11 protein-coding genes are annotated in these 21,314 nt (G+C 70.4%); 5 read left to right on the top strand and 6 right to left on the bottom strand.

Going from position 1 to position 21,314, the window contains the following annotated elements; translation table 11 throughout:
• Positions 1–15: 15 nt before the first annotated feature.
• The 3 genes from ilvD to WMF22_RS29075 form a co-directional block, all read right to left on the bottom strand.
• The gene (ilvD, locus tag WMF22_RS29085; RefSeq protein ID WP_437293270.1) at positions 16–1,932 is read right to left on the bottom strand and encodes a dihydroxy-acid dehydratase; all 1,917 of its coding nucleotides are present in this window, start codon (positions 1,930–1,932) and stop codon (positions 16–18) included.
• A 224-nt stretch (positions 1,933–2,156) separates the two neighbouring features.
• Positions 2,157–2,393 carry a hypothetical protein gene (locus WMF22_RS29080; protein ID WP_437293269.1) on the bottom strand — a complete coding sequence of 79 codons (237 nt, stop codon included), beginning with the start codon at positions 2,391–2,393 and terminating at the stop codon, positions 2,157–2,159.
• 100 nt (positions 2,394–2,493) lie between these two features.
• Positions 2,494–3,225: a class I SAM-dependent DNA methyltransferase gene (locus WMF22_RS29075; protein ID WP_437293268.1), complete on the bottom strand. Its 732-nt coding sequence runs from the start codon at positions 3,223–3,225 to the stop codon at positions 2,494–2,496.
• Between the two features lie 889 nt (positions 3,226–4,114).
• Between WMF22_RS29075 and WMF22_RS29070 the strand changes: the two genes are divergently transcribed.
• From WMF22_RS29070 to WMF22_RS29060, 3 genes are all read left to right on the top strand, one after another.
• Positions 4,115–4,633 (top strand): hypothetical protein, encoded by a 519-nt coding sequence (locus WMF22_RS29070; protein ID WP_437293267.1) that lies wholly within the window; start codon positions 4,115–4,117, stop codon positions 4,631–4,633.
• Positions 4,634–4,825: 192 nt separating this feature from the next.
• Positions 4,826–6,670: a type IV pilus twitching motility protein PilT gene (locus tag WMF22_RS29065; protein ID WP_437293266.1), complete on the top strand. Its 1,845-nt coding sequence runs from the start codon at positions 4,826–4,828 to the stop codon at positions 6,668–6,670.
• Between the two features lies 1 nt (position 6,671).
• Positions 6,672–7,742, top strand: a complete 1,071-nt coding sequence (locus WMF22_RS29060; RefSeq protein WP_437293265.1) for a type IV pilus twitching motility protein PilT — start codon at positions 6,672–6,674, stop codon at positions 7,740–7,742.
• Positions 7,743–7,823: 81 nt separating this feature from the next.
• Here the strand turns inward: WMF22_RS29060 and WMF22_RS29055 are convergent, their stop codons facing one another.
• Entirely contained in the window at positions 7,824–13,844 is a 6,021-nt protein-coding gene (locus WMF22_RS29055) for an AAA family ATPase (RefSeq protein ID WP_438031884.1), read from the bottom strand.
• 252 nt (positions 13,845–14,096) lie between these two features.
• Here WMF22_RS29055 and WMF22_RS29050 point away from each other — a divergent pair, with 252 nt between their 5' ends.
• Positions 14,097–14,912 (top strand): arylamine N-acetyltransferase family protein, encoded by an 816-nt coding sequence (locus tag WMF22_RS29050; RefSeq protein WP_437293263.1) that lies wholly within the window; start codon positions 14,097–14,099, stop codon positions 14,910–14,912.
• 96 nt (positions 14,913–15,008) lie between these two features.
• On the opposite strand, the gene WMF22_RS29045 is transcribed toward WMF22_RS29050, so the two are convergent.
• Positions 15,009–17,726, bottom strand: a complete 2,718-nt coding sequence (locus tag WMF22_RS29045) for a LamG-like jellyroll fold domain-containing protein (RefSeq protein ID WP_438031883.1) — start codon at positions 17,724–17,726, stop codon at positions 15,009–15,011.
• 748 nt (positions 17,727–18,474) lie between these two features.
• On the bottom strand, positions 18,475–20,013 hold the full coding sequence (cysS, locus tag WMF22_RS29040) for a cysteine--tRNA ligase (protein WP_438031882.1): 1,539 nt from the start codon (positions 20,011–20,013) through the stop codon (positions 18,475–18,477).
• Between the two features lie 158 nt (positions 20,014–20,171).
• Between cysS and WMF22_RS29035 the strand changes: the two genes are divergently transcribed.
• Positions 20,172–21,242, top strand: coding sequence for a class I SAM-dependent methyltransferase (locus WMF22_RS29035; RefSeq protein WP_438031881.1), 1,071 nt, complete (start codon positions 20,172–20,174; stop codon positions 21,240–21,242).
• Positions 21,243–21,314 lie beyond the last annotated feature (72 nt).

Below are 21,314 nucleotides of genomic sequence, written 5' to 3'. Positions count from 1 at the left end.
CCGGCTGGAGCTCCGTTACTTGCGCTGCGCGGGGGCGGCCGCGGTCGCGCCGTCCCCGGCGCGCCGGCTGGGCTCGATCTGACCGACGTCGCGGACAGCGCCGTTGGCGGCGCTCGTGGCCATCAGCGCGTAAGCCCGCAGGGCAGGGGAGACCTTGCGGTCGCGGTTCGGCCTGAACGCATCGGCGCCGCGCGCCTCGGCGGCGCGGCGGCGGCGATCGAGCTCCGCCTCGCTGACGAGGACATCGATCGTCCGGGCGGGGATGTCGATCCGGATGCGGTCGCCCTCCTCGATGAGCCCGATGGTCCCGCCTTCGGCCGCCTCGGGCGAGACGTGCCCGATGCTCAGGCCCGACGTCCCGCCGCTGAACCGGCCGTCGGTGATGAGGGCGCACGCCTTCCCGAGGCCCTTCCCCTTCAGGAACGACGTCGGATAGAGCATCTCCTGCATGCCGGGGCCGCCCTTCGGCCCCTCGTAGACGATCACGACCACGTCGCCCGAGCGGATCTGGTTGTCCCAGATCGCGTCGCACGCCGCCTCCTGCGAGTGGAACACCCGCGCGGGCCCCTCGAACTTCCAGATCTCGGGATCGACGCCGGCGGTCTTCACGATGCAGCCGTCCGCCGCGATGTTGCCGTAGAGCACGGCGAGCCCGCCTTCGCGGCTGTACGCGTGGTCGACGTCGCGGATGCAGCCCTTCTGGGCGTCATCGTCGGTGTCGGCGAAGTACTTGTCTTGCGAGAACGCGACCGTCGTCGGCACGCCGCCCGGCGCGGCGAGCGAGCGCTTCTTCGCGGCGGCCGTCGCCGTGGGGCGGCGGATGTCGTTCTCGTCGATGGCCTCGCCCAGCGTGCCCGCGTGGACCGTGCCCACCTGCCGGTGGATGAGCCCCGCGCGGTCGAGCTCGCCGAGGATCGTCAGCACGCCGCCCGCGCGGTGCACGTCCTCGACGTGGTGATGCGACGACGGCGCGACCTTGCAGATGTTGGGCACCTTGCGCGACATCCGGTCGATGTCCGCCATCTTGAAGTCCACCTGCGCCTCGCGGGCGACCGCCAGGATGTGGAGCACCGTGTTCGTCGAGCCGCCCATCGCGATGTCGAGCGCCATCGCGTTCTCGAACGCCTCGAACGTCGCGATGCTCCGCGGCAGCACCGAGGCGTCGCCGTCGACGTAGTGCCGCTGCGCGAGCGCGACGACGCGCTTCGCCGCCGCCTCGAAGAGCTCCCAGCGCGCCGCGTGCGTCGCGAGCAGCGTGCCGTTGCCGGGCAGCGCGAGGCCGAGCGCCTCGTTGAGGCAGTTCATGCTGTTGGCCGTGAACATGCCGGAGCACGAGCCGCAGGTCGGGCACGCGGACCGCTCCATCGCGGCGAGATCCGCGTCGGTCACCTTGTCGTCGCTCGCGGCGATCATCGGATCGATGAGGTCGAGCTTCCGGATGAGCGGCTTGCCGTCGCGGTCGTGGGTCCCGACGATCTTGCCCGCCTCCATCGGACCGCCCGACACGAAGACGGTCGGGATGTTGAGCCGCATGGCGGCGAGGAGCATGCCGGGCGTGATCTTGTCGCAGTTCGAGATGCACAGGAGCGCGTCCGCGCAGTGCGCGTTCACCATGTACTCGACGCTGTCGGCGATGAGCTCCCGGCTCGGCAGCGAGTACAGCATGCCGGCGTGGCCCATGGCGATGCCGTCGTCGATCGCGATGGTGTTGAACTCGACGCCCCACCCGCCCGCGGCGTCGATGACCTTCTTCGCCCGCTGGCCGACGTCGTGGAGGTGGACGTGCCCCGGAACGAACTGCGTGAAGCTGTTGGCGATGGCGACGATCGGCTTCTCGAAGTCCGCGTCCTTCATGCCGGTGGCGCGCCACAGCGCGCGCGCCCCTGCCATGTTGCGCCCCTGGGTGGATGTACGACTGCGGTATCCGGCCATGCCGGGAACCTACTCCGTTCCGGCCTTCGCGCCTAGCCGGCAGGCGGGGCCGGCGCCAGCGCACCGCCGCGCGCGCTGCGTCCACCGCCGCGCGCTGCGTCGCTGCGTCGCCGCGTCGACCGGCGGCGAGGTCGCTCGAGCGGCCGAGGCGGCGCGCACCAGGTCTCTCGGGGGCCTGGGCCCGCGACTCCGGGCGTCACCGCAGCCCGGGTCCGGCCCTTCGATCATCGGCCCCGTGGCTTGGACCACCGATCCACGGCGACCATCGCGGCGCCCAGCCCGTCGATGTAGGTGCCGTGCCGGAACGTCGCGCGCTTGAGCGCCACGACCAGCGTGGCCAGGAGCTGGCGCGCCTCGTCTCGTTCTCGCCGCAGGTCCTGGACCTCATCCCGCGACGGCCGGTTGACGACCGCAGCTTGCCCGGCGTCGTTCGTGCCTGTCTGACTCGCATTCTCGGACATGGGTCTCATCCTCCCATATCAAGTTAGCGCCGCGTCGCCCGCGCCATCAACCTCCATGAAATGTATTTGAATGGGTGTTCGTATCCCGGCCCACGTCAGCTCAGGAGCGCGCGACGAGGGTGACGAGGCCGCGCGCGATCTCGCGATGGATGACGCGGAGTCCGGCCGCGTCGAGCCTGTCGCAGACCCACTCGGGGGCGAGGCGCAGCTTGCGATAGAAGCTCGCTGACAGCGTCCACCGGCCGTCCTCTCGGCCGCGCGTGTGAACGAGGTCGTGCACCTTGACGGTCTCGGGTTCGTACTCGAGGAAACAGGTCATGATCACATCCGCGGAGTCGTGTACTGGGATGAACCGGTCGGCGCCTTCGAGCTCGCGGGTGAGGTCACGGAACGTGAGCGCGAGGTGGCCACCGGGCGCGAGTCGCCGGGCGCAGCCGGCGAACATCCGCTCCACGTCCGACTTGCTGCCGAGGTGGGGGAGCGTGTCGCCCATGCACACGGCGAGCGCGCAGGGGGGGCCCGAGCGCTCCAGCGCGTCAAGGAGGTCCCCTCTCACGATCTCGACGGCGAGCGGCCCGCGGCGCGCCTCGAGCTCGGCGAGCAGCGTGTCCGACGTGTCCACGGCGGTCACCCTGAACCCGAGCTGCGCCAGCGCGAGGGACTGAAAGCCGGAGCCGCACCCGAGGTCGATGGCCTCGGGCGAGCCTTCCGGGCGCAGGCCGAGGCGCTCGAACAGCGCCCGCTGCTCGGCGACCTTGGCGTCGTAATCCCCGAACATCCTCGAATAGTGCGCGGCGAGGAGCTTGTCGTAGTGATCGGCGACCGTGGGCATGGGCTCTGTTCCTCCGCGGCCATCCTACAGCGGCAGGGCTCGCCGGCGCACGCTTGCGCCGGCACACATGGACGCACGGGGGCTCACCAGAATCGACTGCGTCCGAAAATTTCTGCTCTGCTTTGACGAAGACATGATATCTTGGTTGAAACGCGACTCTTACTCCGACATCGATTTTCGGGTCGGCGGTGTTGGAAGGCACCGGGAAGGTTCCCGGAGCGAGGTTGGAGAGGGAGAGATCGCGTCGCTGTGCGCAGCTGGTTTCGTCGGACGGGTGGGAATGAGGTACGGCGGGCTTGGACCGAGCCAGCCTGTCGCTCGCGCGGGTGCTTTGCTCTTCGAGAGCGCGCCTCGCGAAGCGCGCTGATGGACCTGTCGGAGAACCAGCGAGGCGAGCCGGAGAGCCCAGGCAGGCGGTCACGCCGGGCGACCAGGCAGCCGGAACGACGGGCGAGCCAGATGACCAGGTGAGCTCGGGCGAGCCGCGCCGCGCTCCTCGTGCGCCGCGCAGCCGGAGCCCGGTCGGCCTCGCCGACGCGGCCAGCACCTGAATCTGAGCGAGGCGCGCCCGAGCGCTCAGCGCGGAGAGAAGCGGAGAGACGCGGAGAGAACCAGACGAGCAGCTGACGAGCTGTCGGCGATGAACGACGGACGACGGACGACGGACGATGAACGACGGACGATGAACGACGGACGATGAACGACGGACGATGAACGACGGACGATGAAGAAACGGCTCATGAGCGCAAACGCCGTCGAGATCGAGAAATGAGTTGCGGAAGGTGTCTGTTTGCGTCATGATGTGAAGTTTTGTAACTGCGGTGTTTGCGAACCTGCGGAGTTCGCGCGGGTCGTGGGATCGCGTCGAAGTAGCGAAGGAGCGTGGTGCATGAAGACGGTTGGTGATTGGCTCTCCAGGTGCTCGCGATCGCTCGTCGCCGCGGGCGCGGCCGCGCTCCTCTCCGCCACGCCGACCGCGGCCTCGGCAGATCACCCCGCCACGCCGCGGCAGGCTCCGCCGGCGGCGGCGGCCGGCGCGGAGAGCGCGCCTACGGCAGAGCCCGCCTCGGCCCCCGGCGCGGGCGAGTGGGACACCTTCTCCGTGGAGGTCTATGGCAGGCTGGTCTCGCGCGCGGGGAAGGTCGCGACCCTGCTGCCGCTCGTCTCCACGACCGAGAAGCCGGTCGCCGCGGGGACCAAGGCGGTGCTCTTCCGCAAGGTCGAGGACCCCGGCGGACCGAGATCCACGAAATGGGTCGAGATCGCCAGGGTGACCATGAAGAAGATCGAGTCGACCGGCAACATGCAGCTCACCATCGACTCGGAGCCGCAGGCGCCGCCCGGCGAGAAGGGCAAGACGCCTGGCCACTTCGTGAAGGGCGCTCGGCTCAAGCTCGCGATCCAGTAGCCCGGCGCCGCGCGCCGCGGGCGTGAGCCGGGTCGCACCGCTCCGAGGAAGGACCGCGCGGTCGCCGCGAGCGGGCACGGTGGGAGGGAGTCGGCGCGGGGGCCACGGCCGAATGTCGCCTCCGTCGCACGACATTTTGAAACGCGGCGCCTCATCGTTGATAGAGTCGGCTTGCGGAGACGAGCGACGACGATGAACGCCCTTCGATCCTGGCTCTCGCAGCTGAACCGCCCCGAGGTGACGGAGTTCGCCGTGGCCACCGGGCGCATGCCCAGCGTCAAGGTCTCGGGCACCTTCCAGGCCGTCGATCCCGGGGCCCTCTCGACGGAGGACATCCTCATGCTCCTCAGCGCGCTCGGCGGCGGCCGCCACATCGAGGCCCTCGGCGCGAAGCCGTCGCAGTGGCACATCCGCATCGAGGGCATCGGCGCCATCTCGGTCGTCGCCGCGCGCCAGGGCGACCTCGTGCACGCCCGCATGACGCGGATGCAGTCGTCCGCCGCATCGGGGACCGCGGCCGCCGCGCCTCCCGCGCGCCCCTCGCAGCAGCTCTCCATGCGGGAGCACCTCGCGCCCGAGGAGGGGCAGCGCCCACCGCCGCGCGAGCAGGACGCGAAGCGCACGAGCTCCTCGGAGGTCGCGCTCGACCTCCGCTCCCCGCCGCCGCCTGCGGAGCCCCGCGCCAGCCGGCCCTCGGTGGCCCGCTTCGAGGCGCGCGCCGACGATGCGCCGGCCGCCGAGCGCGCCGCGCCGGCCGCCCGCCCGTCAGCGCCGTCCCCGGAGCCCCGCGCCGCCGCGCGCGCGGTCGCCGCGGGCGGGCGCGCGCGGCCCTCCTCCGCCGAGGTGCCGTCGGCCGCCCTCGACGGGCTGCTCGCCATGGCGCGCGATCAGGGCGCGAGCGATCTGCACCTCGTCGCTGGCCGCCCGCCGCTCCTGCGCGTGGCGGGCGAGCTGATGCCGCACGGCGAGCCGCTCGACCCGGCGGCCGTCGAGTCCCTCCTCCTGCCGCGCGTCCCGGCGCGCCTCTCGCGGGTGCTCGAGGTCGAGGGCTCCTGCGATTTCGCCCTGGAGCTCGGCGCGCTCGGCCGCTTCCGGGTGAACATCTCGCGCCACCGGCAGGGGTACAAGGGCTCGTTCCGGCTGATAGCGCGCACCATTCCGACCCTCGCGTCGCTCGGCCTGCCCGACGCCATCGGGCTCGCCACCCGCCACCACCAGGGCCTCATCGTGATCACCGGGCCGACGGGCCACGGCAAGACCACGACGCTCACCGCGATCGTCGATATCCTGAACCGCGAGACCAGCCATCACATCATCACGGTCGAGGATCCCGTCGAGTTCGTCCATGCGCGCGGCAAGGCGATGATCAGCCAGCGCGAGGTCGGGACGCACACCCGCTCCTTCGAGAACGCCCTCAAGGCCTCGCTGCGCGAGGACCCCGACGTCATCGTCGTCGGCGAGCTCAGGGACACGGCGACGGTCCGCATGGCGCTGGCCGCGAGCGAGACCGGCCACCTCGTCCTCGGCACCATGAACACGCCGAGCGCGGCGAAGACCATCGATCGGCTGATCGATCTCTTCCCGCCCGGCGATCAGCAGCAGGTGCGCGTCACCCTCGCGGGCGGCCTCCGGCTCATCGTCAGCCAGCGGCTCCTGCCGAGCGAGGGCGGCAGGCGCATGGTCGCCGCCGCCGAGGTCCTGCCCGGCTCCGTCCCGCTCTGGAACCTCATCCGCGACTCCAAGACGTTCCAGATACCGAGCCTCCAGCAGCGGGGGAAGGGCCTCGGGATCATCCGCCTGGACGACTCGCTGGCCGAGCTCGTCCGCGCCGGCAAGACGACGCTCGAGGCCGCGCTCAAGGTGGCGGAGGCCCCCGACGAGCTCGAGGCCGTCCTCGCCGGCAGGCGGCAGCCCATGCTCACGCCGGACAGGCGGCCGCCCGCCCCCGCGCCCGACGCGTCGAAGTCCGCGCCCGTCGAGGCGGGCAAGGGCCTCTTCGAACGCGCGGGCGCGCTCTTCGGGAAGAAGGGAGCGTAACGTGGCCCGGATCGATCGCCTCTTCGACGAGCTGCTCGCCAGGAAGGGCAGCGACCTGCACCTCGGCATCGGCTACCCGCCGCTCGTGCGCGCCCGAGGCGAGCTCATCGCCCTGCGCGACACGCCCCTCGACACGGCCGAGATGGAGGCGCTCCTCTTCGAGATCACGACTCCCGAGGAGACGCGGCGGATCGTCGACGAGCTCGATCTCGACTTCGCCTATTCCTACGCGGACAGGGCCCGTTTCCGCGCGAACTACTTCTACAAGACCACCGGGCTCGCGGCCGTCTTCCGCACCATCCCGAGCAAGATCCTCTCGCTCGACGATCTCGGCTGCCCCGAGATCGCCCGCCGGCTGTCCGAGCGGACGAGCGGGCTCATCTTGATCACCGGGCCGACCGGCTCGGGCAAGTCCACGACGCTCGCGGCGATGATCGATCACATCAACCGCTCGCGCGCGTGCCATGTCCTCACGATCGAGGATCCGGTCGAGTTCGTGCACAGCCCCATCAAGGCCCAGATCACGCACCGCGAGGTCGGCCCCGACGCGGGCAGCTTCGCGAGCGCGATCCGCAGCGCCGGGCGCGAGGACGCCGACGTGATCCTGATCGGCGAGCTCCGGACCAACGAGACCATGAAGCTCGCCTTGCAGCTCGCGAGCTTCGGTGTCCTCGTCTTCGGCACCGTCCACACGAACAGCGCCGCCGCGACGATCGACCGTATCATCAACGCGTTTCCCGCCGACGAGCAGCTCCAGGTCCGCGGCATGCTCGCCGAGAGCCTCGCCGCGATCATCGCCCAGCAGCTGCTCCGCACGAAGGACGGCGCGGGCCGCGTCGCCGCGCACGAGATCCTCGTCGGATCGAGCGCGCTCTCCGCGATGATCCGCGAGGGCAAGACGTTCCAGATCACGAACCTGATGCAGGCGGGCCGCTCCGCCGGCATGCAGACGATGGACATGGCGCTGGAGCGGCTCGTCAAGAAGGACACCATCTCGGTCCAGGCGGCGCTGGAGAAGGCGATCGACAAGGACAGCTTCCAGAAGCTCTTCCCCGACGCGCAGGGGGCGTGACGCAGGATCGAGCCGCGGAGACGAAAGGGGGAGAGTGAACCGCTCGCTGCCGCTCTCCGGGCGTCCAGGCGCTCTGTCTCGCTAGGCCGCGACACCCCCGCTTTTCGGCGGGCCTCCCGAGGCAGATGACGTGGCGCCGTGACGCGGCAGATCCACGGTGAAGCAGGCGCCCTTGCCCTTCTCGCTCGACACCTGGATCGTGCCCCCGTGCGCCCGGACGATCTCGTTCGCGATGTAGAGCCCGAGCCCGAGCCCGCCGTAGGACCTCGACGAGACCGCCCGCTCGAACCGCTGGAAGATGCGATCCATGTCCTCCGGCGCGATGCCGGGCCCGTGATCGCGCACGACGACCCGCGCCGCGTCGCCGCGCTCGGCGACGGTCACCTCGATGGGCCCGCCCCTGCCGAACTTGATCGCGTTGTTGAGCAGGCTCCTCAGGACCTGCGCGACGCGGAGCCGATCGAAGCAGCCGAGCACCGGGGGCCCCGCCGCGATCTCGATCCGGCAGCCCGCCCGCGACAGGGGCTCGCGGAGCTCGCTCACGACGTCGCGGGTCAGCGCGGAGAGGTCGACCTCCGCGAGATCGAGGTCGAGCTCATGGCGCGCAATCTGGTTCACGTCGAGGAGGGCCTCGATGAGCCGCTCGATCCGCTCGACCTGCCCCAGGCTCACCGCGACCATGCGCTCGAGCGAGGGGTTCACGATCTCCGTCGCCAGCTCCTTTTGCATCATCCCGAGCTTCAGCCTGAGCGGCGTGAGCGGCGTGCGGAGCTCGTGGGACGCGACGGCGAGGAACTCCTCGCGGATCTGGACGGCCTGCTGCGCCTCGCGGTAAAGGCGCGCGTTGTCGAGCGCCATCGCGGCCCTGCGCGCGAGCTCCTCGATGAGCGGCGCATCGGCCCGGGTATAGCGCGGCGTCGCTCGGGTCCGCATCAGCGAGAGCACGCCGAGACAGCGGCCGCGGGTCACGAGCGGCGCGTTCATGTACGCCGCGGGCGCGAGCTCGAAGAGCGCCTCGGGGCGCGCTGCACCCGCGGCCCAGCGCCGCATCAGGCCGTCGTCCACGAGGCAGAGCTCGGCACGATCCGCGCCGAGGACACGGTGGGGATCCCCCGGCGCGCCCGGGGACGCCGCGGGATCGCCGGCGGGCGCGGCGAGCTCGCGCAGGCGCGCGGCCTTGGCCGGGGAGTCCGCCGCGACGGCCGCCGGCTGGAGCGCGCCTGCGTCGTCGAGCACGTAGAGCGCGGCGCCCTCGGCGAGCTCGGGCACCGCGATCCCCGTGATCGCGTCCAGCGTCGCCTCGTAGCCGAGATCGGCCGCCAGCCGCCTGCTCGACTCCGCCAGGAAGCGCTCGGCCATCTCCGCTCGCTTGCGCTCGGTGATGTCCGTCGAGATGCCGCAGAGGGCATAGACGGCTCCGGCGGCGTCGTGCAGGGTGAACTTGAGGGACAGGTATGTGCGCGGCTCGTCGTCCACGACCATGACCTCTTCCAGGTCCAGCGGGCTGTCCGCCTCGATCACCTTGCGGTCGTACGCGGCGAACGCGTCTGCCAGCTCCGGCGGGAAGAGCTCGTGATCCCTCTTGCCGATCACCTGCGCTCTCGACAGATGAACGAACTGCTCGAACCGCCGGTTGATCAGGAGCAGTCGGCCCTCCAGATCCTTGACGTAGATGGCGGCCGGCGAGCTGTCGACGATGCTTTGGAGCAATGCCTCGCTCTTCTTCAGGGCCGCGTAGAGCGATGCGTTCTCGAGCGAGATGGCGGCCTGCGACGCGAGCAGATCGAGCACCGAGAGCGTGTCCTCGGTGAACGCGCCGCGCATCGCGGCGTTCTCCAGGTAGAGGATCGCGTCGACCCCGGGGCGCCGCGCGATCGGCATGCACAGGACCGATCTCGGCCGGGCCAGCGCGATGTACTCGTCCGCCGAGAACCGCGTCTCCGCCGCGTCGTCGAGGAGGACCGGCTCGCCCGTCCGGACGACGTAGTTGACGACCGACAGCGGTAGCACCGCGGAGGAAGCGGGCGCGCGCGCCTCGCCGGCGAGCGACTCCACGAACGGCTTTCCTCCCTCGATCCTCGCCCTCGCCCGGATCGACGCGGCGCCGCGGCGAGCCTCCAGCAGGTAGCCCCTCTGCGCGCCCGCGTGCGCAAGGACGACCCTGAGCAGCGCTTCCTCGAGCCGGGGTATCAGGATCTCGCCCGAGAGGCTCTGAGATGCCCTCACGATCGCGAGCCGATCGAGCTCCTCGGCCGGCATCGTGACCGTGCTCGTCGCGGCGAGCGGGCGCGCCGCGAGGTGCGGAAAGAGCCTGTCGAGCTGCTTCACCTTGCCGTCGGCGCCCCAGCGGGCGTAGCAGCAGCGGGCCGCGCGGAGGTAGGCATCGGCGATCAGGTCGAAGCCGCGATCGCGGTAGAACGCCGCTGCGAGCTCCTGGCTCAGCGCCTCGCCGTGGACGAAGCCGCTCGCGCGCGCGGCCCGGATGGCCTGCTCGTAGAGGCGCATCGCGGAGAGCTCGTCGCCCGCGATGCGCGCGATCTCGGCCGACACGAGCGCGTGGCGGTCTGCCTGGTTCGCGGGCTGGACCTCCGCCCAGCGGCGGAGATCCGCCTCGTGCGCCCTCAGGGCGGGGACGAGCTCTCTTCGCTGCTCCTCTGGCAGGGCGCGGGCATGGCACGAGAGCGCGAGCGCGGCGACGTAGGCTTGCGTGCTGACGTGGAACTGGTCTGTCACGATCCCGAGCAGCTCGCCCGCCGCGCGCGACGCGGCCACGGCTTCGCCATGGCGACCGAACAGGAGCGCCGCCTCGGCGGCGTAGAGGCGCTCGTGGAAGCGCGTGATCCGCTCCGCCGCCCCGCCCGGCGGTCCCTCGATGTCATCGGCGCCCTCGCTCTCCCAGCCCGGATCGCGCCCGCGCAGGCGCTCCACGAACCGATGCACGACGGCCAAGGAATCGTGGATGACATCGTACCGGGCCCGGCGCGCGAAGTCCATGTGGCGCTCGGCCTCGGCGACGACGTCCGCCAGCGGATCGCCCGCGGCGAGGCGCAGCGTCACGCCCTGAAACGAGCAATACGACGCGTAGAGCAGCGCGCCGGTCTCGACGGCCTCGTCAAATGCCTTGTAGAGGAGGCCGACCACGTCCTGCAAGGGGCGGATCCAGGGGTCGATGAAGGTGCTGATCATATGGAGGATCTGTGCCCGGTTCCCGGCCCGGCCGCTGGTCTCCAGCAGCGCGCGGGCGAGCTCGCCGAAGCGGTAGCTCTCCCGGTAAAGGCCGAGGACGCGGCCGATGGTTCCGCCGAACGCGACGTATCCAGGCGGAGAAGCGTCCGAGTTGCCCGCGCGGAGGCTGAGCTGGACGATGCGGCACGCGATGAGGCTGTAGAGGTGCGGATCCGAGAAATAGGCTGACGGGAGCGCCGTCGACAGGGTGGTCGCCACGGCCAGCATGTCCGGATCGACCATGCGCGGCAGGCCGACAAGCTCCTCGATGCGGCGGTCGCACACCTCGCCCCAGATCTCGCGCGCCGCGCGCTCCACCGCGCCGCGCGTCGGGTGGAGCGGGATGTCGACGTCGAAGCGGCGCAGGCAGGAGAGGGCGCTCCGCGCCGCTCGCTCGAAATCGGCCCGGGTCGTGTGGAGGACGATCTCGATGCCGTGGACCTCCGAGAGCTCGATCCGGCTCCGGGCGCGCTGCATGAGCACGTCGACGAGCCGTTCCGAGGCGGCGAAGTCGCCGCTCAGGAAGGCGCAGCGCGCGCTCTCGCAGTGGAGGTCGAGCGCGAGCGCGCGCTCCTTGTCCCACGCGTCGTCGCCGAGCAGCGCCATGCCCGCCGCGAGGTAGCTGGCCGCGGCTGCGTAGGCTGCCGAGGCCTTGGCTCGCCGGCCCGCCGCCAGGTTGAGCCGGGCGATCCGGTCCTTCTCGTGCCGGTCGGTCACGAGGGCAGCGCCCAGGTTGAGGTGGCCGGCGATCTCGAAGACGCGCGCGTCGGCCGCGTCGGGAGGCGCGTGGGCGGCGAGCAGCTGCCCGATGCGGAGGTGCACCGCTGCCAGCTCGGCCTCCGGAATGAGCGCGTGAGCCGCCTGCTGGACACGGTCGTGGAGGAACCGGTACGTGTCGCCGGACCTGAGGAGCAGCCCCTCGCGCACGAGCTCCCGGTGCTCCTCGTGAATGGCGTCCTCGGACCGATCGCGGATGACGGCGAGGGGGCCGGCATCGACGGTATTCCCCACGCAGGCGGCCAGCGTGAGCGCCTTCTGGGCCGACGGGGAGAGGCGCTTGATCTTCGCGATCATGAGATCGACCACGTTGTCGGCGAGGCCCTTGCCGCGGATCGCGTCGATGTCCCACCGGAAGGCGCCTGCGCGCAGATCGACCTCGAACAGGCCCTGTTTGTGAAGCATGGTCAAGAACTGGGTGGCGAAGAACGGATTGCCGGCGGTCTTCTCGTAGACGAGGCGCGCGAGCGGGGCGGCGCGCTCTCCGCTCGTATGGACCGTATCGGCGACGAGCCGCTGCACATCCCCCTCGGACAGCCGAGAGAGCTCGATCTCGAGGAGCCTGGTGCCGGCGCCCCGCGCGCGCTCGATCATGCGCGTGAGCGGGTGGAGCCGATTCACCTCTTCATCGCGGTAGGCGCCGATGGCGAGCAGGCGCTGCGTCTCGGGGTGGGTGACGAGGTGCTCGAGGAGCGCGAGGCTCGCCGGGTCTGCCCACTGGAGGTCGTCGAGGAAGAGGCAGAATGGGCGCTCCTCGCGGCAGAAGGCGCCGACGAAGCGCCGGAACACCATCGCGAACCGGCTCTCTGTCTCGGTCAGCGGCAGCTCGGGGACGGGCGGCTGCTTGCCGAGGATGAGCTCCACCTCCGGGAGGACGTCGACGATGAGCTGCGCGTTCTTGCCGAGGGCCGCGGAGAGCCGCCTCCGCCACTCGTCCATGACGTGCTCGCTCCCGCTCAGGATCTCGCGCACGAGCTCGCGGAGCGCCTGGACGATCGTGCCGTAGGGCGCGTGTCGGCGCTGCTGGTCGAATTTGCCCGCCGCGAAGAGGCCCCGCTCCCGGACGGCCTTCCGGTAGAGCTCCTGCACCAGCGAGGTCTTGCCGACTCCGGCATTGCCGGAGATGAGGAGAAACTCGGGGGCTCCGCGCAGCGCCACGCGCTCGAAGGCGGCGACGAGCGCGCCGAGCTCGCGCTCGCGGCCGTAGAGCGCCTTCGGGATCTGGAAGAGACCAGAGAAATCGTGCTCTCCGAGCGGGAATGGGTCGATGCGCGCGCGCGTCGTGAGCCCCTCGAGGCACCGCTCGAGATCGAGCGTGAGGCCGCGCGCGCTCTGGTACCGATCCTCGGGGGCCTTGGCGAGGAGCTTCATGACGAGATCGGACACGGGCGAAGGGAGCCCCGGGACGAGCCCCGACGGAGGCCGGGGGAGCACCGCGGCGTGACGGTGGACCCACTCCAGGGCATCGCCGGCCGAGAAAGGCAGGACGCCAGTGAGCATCTCGTAGAGCGTGACGCCCAGCGAGTAGAGGTCGGTACGGAGATCGACCGCCCGGCTCGTGCGCCCTGTCTGCTCGGGCGACATGTAGGCGAGGGTGCCCTCGATGACGCTCGGGCGCCGCGCGTCGGGGTGGTCCTCGGGGAGGAGGGAGGCAAGATCGAAGTCCGCGATCTTCACCTCTCCAGACATGGAGTCGACGAGGATGTTCTGCGGCTTGATGTCCTTGTGGACGACCCCCTTTGCGTGGATGTCCGCGAGGGCTGTCGAGATGCTGGCGGCGATCGTCAAGAAACGTCCGAGATCCATCGGCGCCCCGAGCTCCCGATCGAGCGAGCGACCGTTGAAGTCTTCCAGGACGAGCGCCGGCCGGTCCCGGTACGTGGTGAGCTCACAGGGCCTGATCGCGGAGCGGCCGCTGAGCCTCCGTCCGATCTTGAGCTCGTGGCGCAGCCGCGCGGCGTCCCGGCCGTCGAGGGGCTCTGCCCGGGGGATCTTGAGCAGGACCGGACAACCGTCCTCGTTCCGGAGGCCGCGATGGACGACGAACCTGGTCCCCTCGCGGAGGATCTCCGTCACGGTATAGCGGTCGGGCGCGGGCATGTCGTTCGACCGGCGGCGACCAGGCCGCGCCGGGCGTGCTGCCCAGTCCGCCGCCGCTCGGGGTTGTGATCATCCCGGCGCTCCACGGACCGACCTTGCGCAGAGAGCCATCGAGCGCTCTCCGCAGCGAAGCCACGGAGCGGCCCAGCGCAGCCTGCATGGGTTCGATGGTCCTGCTCCACCGCCGTCAATGTGCTGACCGGCGCGTTGACGGTCAAGCGAGGGGCCGCGTATCCTCGCTGCACCGATCCAATGCTACCTTCCACACAGGACAGCGCATCGCTCGACCTCGACGCTTACCTCGCCCGCATCGGCTACCGCGGCGCGCTCGCCGCCACGCGGGAGGTCCTCGACGCGCTTCACGCGGCGCACGTCTACTCCATCCCTTTCGAGAACCTCGACGTCCTGCTCGGCCGGCCGATCCGCCTCGACCTGGCCAGCGTCCAGGCGAAGCTCGTCAGGGCGCGCCGGGGCGGCTATTGCTTCGAGCACAACACGCTGTTCGCCGCGGTGCTGCGCCGGCTCGGGTTCAAGCTCACGACGCTCATCGCGCGCGTGCGGTTCCAGCGCAGCGACACGGGCCCTCGATCTCACATGCTGTCGCTGGTCGAGCTGCCCGAGGGGCCGTTCATCGCGGACGTCGGCTTCGGCGGTCCGGGGCTCTTGCGGCCGCTCCCGCTCGTCGAGGGCGAGGGGCATGCGCGGGTGTTCGACGTGATCGGCTTGCGCCGGGAGGGCTCGTCATGGGTGCTCGCCTCCAGGGCGGGCGAGGTGTGTCAGGACATCTATGCGTTCACGCTCGAGGAGAACCTCCCGATCGACTACGAGGTGGCGAACCACTACACGTCCACGCACCCGAGCTCGCTGTTCGTGAACAACCTCATCGTGGCGCTCCCGTCGCCGGAAGGCCGGGTGACGCTGCGCAACCGCGAGCTGGGGTTTTGGCGGGTGGAGGGCGTCGAGCGCGTCTTGCTGCGCGACGACGCGCTCCTCGACGTCCTGAGAGAGCGCTTCGGGCTGGAGCTCCCGGCCGGGACGCGGCTCTCCTGCGCGGGACTCGATAGCTGAAGGGACGGCGCGTCCTCCTCGGGGCCCGCCCGGGAGGCCGGGCGGGCGCGGCTCGCCGTCCGCGCCCGCCGCCCCTCGCGCCGGGGCGCTACCGGATCAGTGGACGCGCCCGATGCCGTGGCGGATGAACGCCGAGCGGCTCGCGGCCGCGCTGGCCGCCGCGCCGCCCGTCGGCGCGGCCCTGAGCGCCGCGAAGGCCGGGGCGGGCTCGCAGACCAGCGCCGTCAGATCCTGATTCCGGCGCCTCAGATCGTTCAAGGTGCGCGGCTCACCGCTCACCGGGTCACCGACCGTGATCCCCGTCATGAAACCCGACAGCGACGCTTCGTTCCCGAGCGACCTCGGGTTCACGTGCAGGAACCCCGTCCCGGTCTCCTGCGCGCCGTGGCACCCGTTGCAGGTGTTGAGCGAGAACTTGTGCCGCGCCTCGTTGTTGAGGATGCCAGGAGCGGTCCAGGCCGTGAGGTTGTTGAACGACGAGCCGCCGAGGAACGGGTTCCCCTGGAACGTGTCGGGCACCGTGTGCTGCTCCGCGATGATCGCGGCCTCGTTCTGGTTCACGAAGTCAGCGAGCGTGGGCGATCCGTCGAAGCCGAGATCCGGCGTCAGCTTGACGGTCTCCGGCCGCAGGAAGCCCGTGTCGGGCGAGAGGACGAACTCGCGCAGCTCCCACGGCCCCGCGAGCGCGATCTCGTTCGTGCGGAGCTGCCCGAGCGAGCTCCCGTTCGGCTTGCCGGGCGCGGCGTTCCGGCCTGCGAACCGCGTTGTGATGTCCTGGAGCGCCGCGTTGTAGTCCTCGGACGGGAAGGGCAGGCTGCCGAGGGCGTGCCAGGAGCTCGCCCAGTCGAGCACGTCGGCCTCGGTCGACGCGGGGAGCTTGTACTCCAGGATCACGGTGAACTGCTGCGGGAAGCCCTGGCTGACGACGCCGAACACGAACCTCCCTTCGCCGGCGTGGCCTTCGGCGAGGTTGCGCACGTCGATCCTGTTGACGATGCCGAGCAGCAAGAGCGGCGCCTGCTGCAGGTCGAGCGACCCGTCAGGGCTCCTCGGCCACTCGTCGAGCACGACCTGCTGGATCGCCGTGCGCGCCGGCACGGTGAAGCCGTTCACGACCTGATCGGTCAGCCAGGTGCTGAAGAGCTCCTCGACCATGGCCGGCGCGTCGGCGGGCGTGGGCGCCATGTCCTCCATCAGGCGCGCGAAGGTCCATGCGCCCGTGCGGGGGTCGCCCGGCGGCCCATTGAACGTCGTGCGGAGGGGATCCTCGACCACGCTGAGGTCCTTCACGAAGATCTCCCGGCTCGTCCGGACGAAGCACCCCGTCGGCTCGGCCAGCTCGAAGTCGAGGGCCCCGGAGGCGACGATGAACTCGGGCGAGTTGAAGTCGATCACGGAGAAGGGGATCACGTGGGCGCCGGGATCCGCGTCCTCGGTGCCGGTGACGGTGACGGGGAACGTCGCCGTGCTCCCGGGCGGGACGCCGGGGAAGAACGAGGGATCGCTGGAGACGTCGATGCCCGCCGAGGGGCTGAAGACGTCGAGGAAGTAGTCGCGGCCCGCGCACGAGCCGACATCGTTGTTGGTGACGGCGATCTGGTACGCCACCGGCGTGTTCGGGGCGACCAGGCCGCTGCTCTGCGGCGTGACGACGGCCGTCGTGGGGCGCCTGAGGCAGGAGAGCTGGGCGATCTCGAAGGCGGTCGTCGGTGAGGCGGAGAGCCAGACCTCGTCGAGCAGGCCGGTGAAGCGCTCTTTCTGCACGTTGTTGCCGATGCGGATGGGCGCGTCGATGTCGTGGAGCGTGCCCGCCGCGCTGATCTGGCCGGCCTGCTCGCCGTTCAGGAAGAGCCGCACGAATGTGCCGTCGTAGATCCCCGCGACGTGGGTCCACACGCCGGCCTGGATGGGGGCCCGGGAGGTGACCGTCCGCCCGTTGGTCAAGGTCACGGTGAACCGCGCGTTGCTGTTCCGGATGTCGAGCGAGAAGCTCGTCTCTCCGCCGCCCTTCTCCTGCACGATGGTCCGCGGCGTCGACCCTGAGACCGCGGTCGGCTTGACCCACGCGGCGACGGCGAGGTGCTGTCCGAACGTGAAGCTGGCATCGTCGTCGACGAGGATCTTGTCGTTGTCCTTGTTGAAGGCGACGCCGAGGCCGCTGACACCCTGAGCGCACGCCACGTTGGCCGAGCGGGTGGCCGTGTTGCCGTTGCCCGAGGAGTCGAACAGCGCCGTGGTCGCGGCGTTGCAGTCGTCGAGCTGCCAGAGGCCGACGGCCGGCGGCCCCACCGGGGGCGGATCGTCGGGGTTGCCGCCGCCGACGCCGGTGGTGGTGGCCGAGCTGCTGCTGAAGCCGCCGGTGCCGACGCCGGTGGAGCTGGTGACCGAGCCGCCGCCGAAGCCGCCGGTGCCGACGCCGGTGGAGCTGGTGACCGAGCCGCCGCCGAAGCCGCCGGTGCCGACGCCGGTGGAGCTGGTGACCGAGCCGCTGCCGAAGCCGCCGGTGCCGCCGCCGCCGACGCCGGTGGTGGAGGTGGCGACCGCGCTGCTTCCGAAGCCGCCGGTCCCGGTCGCGCCGACGCCGGTGCCGACGCCGACGCTGGTGCCGACGCCGGTGCCGACGCCGGAGACGGTGCCGCTGATGGCGCTCGACCCGCTGGCCGCCGCTTCGAGCGCTAGTTCTGCATCGTTGAGTGAACCTTCATCGACGTCATAGCTTCCGCACGCGGCGCCCGAGGCGAGCAGGGCGAGGATCGCGGCCGAGCTGGTTTTGATTGAGAAAGGATGGGTGAAGCCGAAGGAGAGGTTCCGCATCTGCGTTCTCGTTGGGTAAGAGTTGACTGCACGAGCGCCGTCCGGCCGCAGCTCGAGCTGCGGCCGGCGACGCGAACAGGCGTCTGTCTGACCCGACCGGGCCGTTCGGGTTTGGGCGCTGGTGCGGAGCACCCGATTGGCAATTGATATGCCCGGTCCCAGATCGTGAATTTCGCCTTGTCGCGTCGAACCCAGCGTGTCTGGGCATGTCGGCGGACTCCGACACTGGCACATCTGGCACACCCATTTTGCGGCCCCAGGCGGGGGCTCGAGATCAAACAAGCACGCTTCCGACGCGTCCGAATGGTGCGCGGCGGAGCGCGGCAAAGGGAGACAACAAGGTTCCTTCTCGCAGCCGCACGCCCGTCGCACTTCGTCCCGGCCGCAGCCCCGCCGTCTAGCGGCCATCCATTGCGCCGCTTCTATATGCCGCGCCGCGCCGCCTCCTCCACGCATCGCGCCACCATCTCAATGCATCGCGCCGCGCCGCCGTCGCGCTATGCCGACATCTCTCTATAAGGAGGTGGGCTGCAGCCGTCTCCAGCTTGCGCCCTCCGCTCCGCCGCGCCCGGCAGGTTTCCGCCGCGCGATCCTCTCCGCTCTTTCTCCGAGCTCTGATACACCCGTTAGCGGAGCTCTCCCGCACAGGAGACGGGCCCAGATCGGCGTTTTCGGCGCGGAGGCGTACTCTGGTACGCCGAGCACCGAAAACGTCGAGATGGGCCCGTATCCGAAGCGGGAGAGCTCCTCAGGAGGAGGACCAGCGGGGCCCGCGGGGGGTATCTTCGAGCACGACACCTGCCTCGGTCAGCAGGTTGCGGATGGCGTCCGCCTTGGCGAAGTCCTTCGCCTTCCGAGCCTCCTGGCGCATCGCGATCAGCCGGTCGATCGCGGCGTCACCCCCGCGCCCAGCGGCGCCCTCGGCAGGGGCGAGCGCGTAGTCCGGAACGAGCTCCGGATAGAGCGCCGGCTCGGCGATCTCCACCCCGAACACCGCGAGGTGACGCACGATGGCCCGGTAGACCGCGAGCAGCGAGGGGCGGTCCTCACATTGCTCGATCCTCGCCGAATAGAGCGCGCTCACGTAATCGAAAAATGCAGCCACGGCGTTCGGCGTGTTCAGATCGTCATCCATCGCCTCGATGAAGCGCGCGATGAACCGCTCGGTGAGCTCCCCGAACTGGCCGTGAACGTAGTGGTGGCGCATCCTCGGGAACCGCTCTTCCTCGGGTCGCTGCGACGCGTACGCGCCCGGGGCGAGGGGGGCCTCCGTCGCGCCGCTCAGCTTCTCGGCGAGGACCGTCGCGAGCTTCTTGATGCGCGCATAGCCCTGAGCGGACTGCTGCAGCAGCTCCCAGCCGAACGGGAGCTTGCAACGGTAATGCTGCGTGACGAAGAACCACCGCGCCTCGTCGTGCCCGTGCCTCGACAGGAGCTCCTCGACGGAGATGACGTTCCCCAGGCTCTTCGACATCTTCATGTCCTTGAGATCGAGGTGCTCCGGGTGCAGCCAGTAGCGCACCCAGGGCCGCCCGCAGAGCGGCTCGCTCTGCGCGATCTCGTTCTCGTGATGAGGGAACATGTTGTCGATGCCGCCCCCGTGGACGTCGAAATGGTCGCCAAGGAGCGCCGTGCTCATCGCCGAGCACTCGATGTGCCAGCCGGGGCGCCCGGTCGGCCACCCCTCCTCGCCGGTGCGCCAGCTCGGCTGGCCCGCGCCTGTCGGCTTCCAGAGGCTGAAGTCCGCCGGGTGCCGCTTCCGAGCGAAGTCCTCCTCGACGCGGCCGCTCGCCCCGACCTCCTGCTCGTCGACCTTGCGCCCCGAGAGCTCACCGTAGGACGCCCACGTGCCGACCTCGTAGAAGACCTCGCCGTTCACCGTGTAGGCGTGGCCCTTCTCGATCAGGCGCTTCGCCATGTCGACCTGCTCGTCGACGAAGTCGGTGGCGCGCGTGTAGACGGCGTAGTCCTTGATGTGCAGCTTGCGGCAGTCGCGCCGGAACGCTGCGATGTTCCGCTCGGCGACGTCGACGGCGCCCTCGCGCTCGCACGCGCGCTGCATGATGCGATCGTCGATGTCCGTGTAGTTGATGATGCTCAGCACGTGATAGCCGCGGTACTCGAGGTAGCGGCGGAAGACGTCCCAGAAGCAGTACGTGCGCGCATGGCCGATGTGCATCGGGGCGTAGACCGTGAGACCGCACGTGTAGATGCGCACGACCTTCGGCCGGGCGGAGACGAAAGGCTCCTTCTTCCTCGTGAGCGTGTTATGAACCTTGAGCGGCATCGGCCACCTGCGTGAGTGTGCGAGCTCCCCCCCGGGGCCGCGTACGCTACCCTGGCCCCGCCGCCCGGTCAACGCGGAACCTCGCCGGTTTTCCCTGTGGTTTCGCGGTGTCTCGCCACGTCTTGCGGCCGTCCTGCCTCCGGTCTACGCAGCAGCGCATGCACATCACTTCAAGGACCTTGCTGTTCGTCCTCGCTGGCGCGCTCTCCGCCTGCGCGGGGAGCCCGCCGCCCGTCGAGAGCGCCCCGCCGCCCCCGCCGCCGGCCCCCACGCAGGCGCCGCCGGCCGCCGCGCCGGCCGCGCAGCCCGAGGCGGCGACGCCGCCCAAGGCGGACCCGGAAGCCGAGAAGAAGCAGGCGGAGCTCGCCAAGCTCGCCGAGGACATGAAAGCCATGGAGGCCAAGGCCGACAAGGAGGCGGCGCGGTTCGACGACGCGCTCAAGGCCGAGGTCAAGGCGCTCATCGCGGCCAACTACCCGAGCGCGGGCGCCGCGCTGCGGGCGGCGCTCAAGGGGAAGCACCGCGCCCCGGGCAACGCCGAGCGCGACGCCGCCCGGCACCCGGTCGAGAACCTGGAGTTCTTCGGCCTCAAGCCGACGAGCACGGTCATCGAGCTCGGGGCCGGCGAGGGCTGGTACACCGAGCTGCTCGCGCCGGTGCTCGCGAAGAAGGGCAAGCTCATCATCACGTCGCTCGATCCGAACGGCCCCGCGGACTCGCGCAACACGCTCTATGGCAAGCGCGTGAAGCGCCTGATCGACAAGTCGCCCGAGCTGTTCGGCAAGGTCGATGTCGTCGTGATCGATCGCGACAGCCCGAAGCTCGGGATCGAGGGCAAGGCCGACCTCGTCATCGCCATTCGCGAGGCGCACGGCTGGCACCGGAACGGCAAGTTCGACGCCTACGTCGCCGAGGCGTTCAAGGCGCTCAAGCCGGGCGGCGTCTTCGGTCTCGTGGCGCACCGGGCGAAGCCCGACGCCAACCCCGATGAGAGCGCGAAGCAGGGATACCTCCCGGAAGCGTGGGTGATCCAGAAGGTCGAGTCGGCGGGCTTCAAGCTCGGCGGCAAGTCCGAGATCAACGCGAATCCGAAGGACACGAAAGACTACCCGGAAGGGGTCTGGACCTTGCCGCCGAACTTCCGGCTCGGCGACAAGGACCGCGCGCACTACGCCGCGATCGGCGAGAGCGACCGCATGACCCTCAAGTTCGTCAAGCCCGCCCGCTGACCCATCCCGCGCTAGAGCGACGGTCGCCCGCTTCGGATACGGGCCCACCTCGACGTTTTCGGTGCTCAGCGC

It is taken from the genome of Sorangium sp. So ce204 (genome assembly GCF_051526795.1).
Lineage (GTDB): Bacteria > Myxococcota_A > Polyangia > Polyangiales > Polyangiaceae > Sorangium > Sorangium cellulosum_B.
Note: the sequence above shows the minus strand (reverse complement) of the source record. Positions and strands in the feature narration are given on the sequence as shown.

Coding starts and splice junctions, on each gene's coding strand:
- ilvD (WP_437293270.1), bottom strand. CDS start 1,932: ATGGCCGGATACCGCAGTCGTACATCCACCCAGGGGCGCAACATGGCA.
- WMF22_RS29080 (WP_437293269.1), bottom strand. CDS start 2,393: ATGTCCGAGAATGCGAGTCAGACAGGCACGAACGACGCCGGGCAAGCT.
- WMF22_RS29075 (WP_437293268.1), bottom strand. CDS start 3,225: ATGCCCACGGTCGCCGATCACTACGACAAGCTCCTCGCCGCGCACTAT.
- WMF22_RS29070 (WP_437293267.1), top strand. CDS start 4,115: ATGAAGACGGTTGGTGATTGGCTCTCCAGGTGCTCGCGATCGCTCGTC.
- WMF22_RS29065 (WP_437293266.1), top strand. CDS start 4,826: ATGAACGCCCTTCGATCCTGGCTCTCGCAGCTGAACCGCCCCGAGGTG.
- WMF22_RS29055 (WP_438031884.1), bottom strand. CDS start 13,844: ATGCCCGCGCCCGACCGCTATACCGTGACGGAGATCCTCCGCGAGGGG.
- WMF22_RS29050 (WP_437293263.1), top strand. CDS start 14,097: ATGCTACCTTCCACACAGGACAGCGCATCGCTCGACCTCGACGCTTAC.
- WMF22_RS29045 (WP_438031883.1), bottom strand. CDS start 17,726: ATGCGGAACCTCTCCTTCGGCTTCACCCATCCTTTCTCAATCAAAACC.
- cysS (WP_438031882.1), bottom strand. CDS start 20,013: ATGCCGCTCAAGGTTCATAACACGCTCACGAGGAAGAAGGAGCCTTTC.
- WMF22_RS29035 (WP_438031881.1), top strand. CDS start 20,172: ATGCACATCACTTCAAGGACCTTGCTGTTCGTCCTCGCTGGCGCGCTC.